Raw genomic sequence first — 3535 nt, 5'->3', positions numbered from 1 at the left:
CAGCACTCCGGGCCCGTGGAACCCGGCGCACCCGCGGCGTCACGCGACGGCCCACCTCGAACGGCCCGAGGACATTACGGGGCGAACCGCCGAGCAGGTCAGCGACCGAATCCCGCTGACGAATCGATTGACTTCACCCGGCTGAAGCTGTGGATGGCCTCGAACGGTTTCCACTCCGACAACTACGCTTACCCGAAGGGCCACTTCGACCTGACCACCGACGGCGTGCCCGGTGGACCAGATCGCCAAGCAGTACTGGACGACCTCGCGGACGATCATCAGCGAGACCAAGGAGAACTTCCCTCCGGCCATGCCGCAGCGGATCCGGGCCAAGACCGGCATCTCCTCGCTGGGCACCACGGTGGCCAGCGTCACGGCGGCTGGCGGCATGCTCGACCGCTGCGCGGCTTCCGGCGACTGGCTGATCTTGTGCCTCCACAAGCTCACCACCGGGACGGTCACGGCCTCCGACCAGATCTCGCAGACCGACTTCAACACGTTGATGGACGCCATCGCGTCGCGGGGCATCCCGGTCCGCCCCATCAACGAGGTCATTAGCTACTACACGTGAGGACCCGAGGGAGGCGACCTGGCCGGCTGACCCCAGCCCGGCCTCCAGGAATCCTGGAAGTAACCCCTCGCGCCTGTAGTACAGGCAGAGCTATCGTCCCATCCATGGACGAATCGCTGACAGCATCAAGACTGCTCATGGGGGCTGAGAGATTCGCTCGCTCGGCGATGGACGCCCATACCAAGGACGACAGCGAGGTGTTCCTCCTCCACGCAGGAGTGAGCATTGAGCGGCTGGCCAAGGCGGTGCTTGCAGAGACGAGCCCCTTTCTACTCATGGAGATGAAGGGGAGCGACGACACCCTCTTCCACCTGACCGGTGTGCGCGAGGCCGCAAAGGTGCGAACGATTGGCGCGGCTCAATCAATTACGCGCCTCAGAAAGATGGGTCGTCTTCCGATCAAGGATGACGATCTGGATGAACTGATTGAGCTGAGAAACGGCGTTGCCCACCTCATCCCAGACAACGATGACTCATTCGATGGGCTTGCTGTTTTCGCAAGAACAACCCGTCAGTTGCTTGCCGGCCTGTCCGTGACCGAGGTCGATTTCTGGGGCATATGGGCAAGCATGGTCGAGATCACCTTGAACGACGTCATGGAACAGGCTGCTCGCGACCTAGGACGCCTCACCGAGCAAGCCAAGGTGCGCCTCTCGCAACGTATCGACAAGCTGCCGCCTGCCGCAGCAGAGGCGTACGTGGAATCTATGATGGTTCGATCGCCGCACATCAATACGCGCAGCATGATCTTGCAGGTGAGCCTACCGAAAGAGTGCCCAACCTGCGGATACATGGGGCAGATCACCACCGGTCCCCCACCTCTAGCGGAGAAAGGTCGCCTCGGCGAGGCGTACCCGGTCGCTTTCAACTGCCAGATCTGCTCGTTGTACCTTGGGACGTCCGATCTCCTTACGGCAGCAGGTATGAATCATCCCGTACCCCTGGTCAACTCGGAGGGAAACCGCTTCTTCTCCGAGGACACGGAGAGGTGGCTGTTGGAGATAGCCGTTTCAAGCGAGGGTGAGGATTTCCTCACCCCTCCGTAGAGCTGACATCCTGTGCCCCGAAGGCCCCGACCACCCTCGGTCGGGGCTTTTTCATGGCCCGAAGAAGTTCCTCCATGACCTGGTACCCGTCCGCCACCAAGATCGAGCTGCAACCGGAGTCGGGCGCGCAGCCCGCGATCGTCCCGGACCAGTTCATCCTCCACTCGGTGACCGCCCCGTGGACCCCGGCCCAGATCGAGCAGTACTGGACCCAGCCCGGTGTCGTGGTCGAGTCGCACTTCGGCCTCGGCTACAACGGCGCCCTCGGGCAGTTCCTGTCCACCCAGACCCGCGCCGACGCGAACTACCTAACCAACCGCCGGGCCAACGGCCACGGTGCGGTGAGCATGGAGTCCGCGTCCAATCACGGTGCTACCGACCTCTGGACCGACGCGCAGGTCCAGGCGATCATCAAGCTCGGCGTGTGGCTGCACCAGACGCACGGCATCCCGCTGCGGATATCCCGCACCTGGGACGACCCGGGCTACGGCTACCACCGGCTGTTCAAGGAGTGGAACCCGAACAGCCACTCCTGCCCGGGTGATGCCCGCGTCGGGCAGTTCAAGACCGTCATCTTCCCCGCGATCGTTGCCCAGGCCGGTCCGAAGCCTCCGGCGACCGGTGCTGGCGGAACCCCCGCCCCCACGTACCAGCCCTTCCCGGGCGCCTCGTGGTTCTCCATGGGCCGCAAGAGCAAGATCGTGTCCGCGATGCACGACCGCCTCGTGGCCGTGGGCTGCAACAAGTACACGTCCAGCGCCAACAAGGACACCATCGGCTCCGGCGACAAGGCCAGCTACGAGGCGTGGCAGCGTCACCTCGGCTACACCGGCAGCGCGGCCACCTGGCCGCCCGGCAAGACGTCCTGGGACAAGCTGCACGTTGCGAAGGTGGTCTGACGATGACCGACTCCACTCGACGGATGCTCCGTACCACCGTGCAGCTGGGGTTGGGGCTCCTCGCGGCCCTACCAGCCCTGGTGGACACCGGCACCGTGCCCAGCACCCTGCCGGGTCTCGGCATCGCCCTCGTGGTCTCCAGCGCCGTCACGAAGCTCATGGCGATCCAGGCCGTGGACCAGCTCCTCCCCTCCTGGCTCCAGCGGACTCAGCCGGCCAGCCCGTCAGCCGTGGAGGCGAGTACGCGGTGACCTTCCCCAAGTGCCTCGGCCGTCGCGGGAGCTATCTGCTGGCGACCGGTATCGGATGTGTCCTCTACGGCGCATCCATCCGCTTCGACCCCGGATACGCCCCCTCGCACGGGCTGGCCGTCCTCCAGCACATCGCTCCCCTGAGCGTCTGGGCCCTGCTCTGGATCGTGGGCGGCCTGTGCGCCATCGCGGCAGCTCCGATCACCGCGCGGGGCAAGGACACCTTCGGGTTCATCGGAGCCGTCCTGCCGCCCACCATCTGGTCCCTCTCGTATCTCGCCGCCGCCTGGCCGCTGGAGACGTTCTCCGGCGGCTGGGTGGCCAGCGTGACCTGGGGCTCCGTAGCGGTATGCACGATGATCGCGGCCGGATGGCCCGAAGAGCCGGAAGGACGGGCACCCCGTGGACCATCTCTCGATCCCTGACGCCTCCGGGCTGACCGGCGTCCTGATCGCCGTCCTGACCCTGGTAGGAGTCCTCTACACCCAGCGCCAGGCCCGACGGGCAGCGGCCCATGACGATTTCCGGGACGACTTTCGGATCCTCGCCGAAAGCCTGCGCAAGGAGATCGCGAGGCTCGACCAACGGGTCACCGAACTGCGAACGGAGCTGGACCAGCACCAGGTTCGGATCCAGGCGCAGGGTAAGCATTCAGAAGGTCGGTCGTGCGTCCGTCTCCTGATGATGTGACAGGTGCGGGGTGGGTGCGGCAGGATCCGGGGTCATGTCGTCCGCTCTGGAGTCTGCGTCGCGTGAGGATCTCCTCGC

Annotated in this window: 6 protein-coding genes; all 6 read left to right on the top strand. The window is 65.3% G+C overall.

Annotation, left to right across the window (positions count from 1 at the left end; genetic code table 11):
• The first annotated feature begins 232 nt into the window (after nucleotides 1–232).
• A complete protein-coding gene (locus FCI23_RS54610) occupies nucleotides 233–571 on the top strand; it encodes a polysaccharide deacetylase family protein (RefSeq protein ID WP_136731617.1) in 339 nt (112 codons plus the stop codon).
• Between the two features lie 104 nt (nucleotides 572–675).
• Nucleotides 676–1617 (top strand): hypothetical protein, encoded by a 942-nt coding sequence (locus FCI23_RS54605; protein WP_136731616.1) that lies wholly within the window; start codon nucleotides 676–678, stop codon nucleotides 1615–1617.
• Nucleotides 1618–1691: 74 nt separating this feature from the next.
• A complete protein-coding gene (locus FCI23_RS62125; protein ID WP_246144922.1) occupies nucleotides 1692–2516 on the top strand; it encodes an N-acetylmuramoyl-L-alanine amidase in 825 nt (274 codons plus the stop codon).
• Between the two features lie 2 nt (nucleotides 2517–2518).
• Nucleotides 2519–2767: a hypothetical protein gene (locus FCI23_RS54590; RefSeq protein ID WP_136731615.1), complete on the top strand. Its 249-nt coding sequence runs from the start codon at nucleotides 2519–2521 to the stop codon at nucleotides 2765–2767.
• On the top strand, nucleotides 2764–3192 hold the full coding sequence (locus FCI23_RS54585; RefSeq protein ID WP_136731614.1) for a hypothetical protein: 429 nt from the start codon (nucleotides 2764–2766) through the stop codon (nucleotides 3190–3192). The genes FCI23_RS54590 and FCI23_RS54585 overlap by 4 nt, the downstream gene beginning before the upstream one ends.
• Complete coding sequence (locus FCI23_RS54580; RefSeq protein ID WP_136731613.1) at nucleotides 3170–3457, top strand: hypothetical protein; 288 nt, start codon at nucleotides 3170–3172, stop codon at nucleotides 3455–3457. The genes FCI23_RS54585 and FCI23_RS54580 overlap by 23 nt, the downstream gene beginning before the upstream one ends.
• The last annotated feature ends 78 nt before the right edge of the window (nucleotides 3458–3535 follow it).

Source organism: Actinacidiphila oryziradicis (assembly GCF_005047355.1).
Lineage (GTDB): Bacteria > Actinomycetota > Actinomycetes > Streptomycetales > Streptomycetaceae > Actinacidiphila > Actinacidiphila oryziradicis.
Note: the sequence above shows the minus strand (reverse complement) of the source record. Positions and strands in the feature narration are given on the sequence as shown.

Bases quoted from the DNA above. Each gene is read 5' to 3' on its own strand.
- FCI23_RS54605 (WP_136731616.1), top strand. From the start codon at position 676: ATGGACGAATCGCTGACAGCATCAAGACTGCTCATGGGGGCTGAGAGA.
- FCI23_RS62125 (WP_246144922.1), top strand. From the start codon at position 1,692: ATGACCTGGTACCCGTCCGCCACCAAGATCGAGCTGCAACCGGAGTCG.
- FCI23_RS54590 (WP_136731615.1), top strand. From the start codon at position 2,519: ATGACCGACTCCACTCGACGGATGCTCCGTACCACCGTGCAGCTGGGG.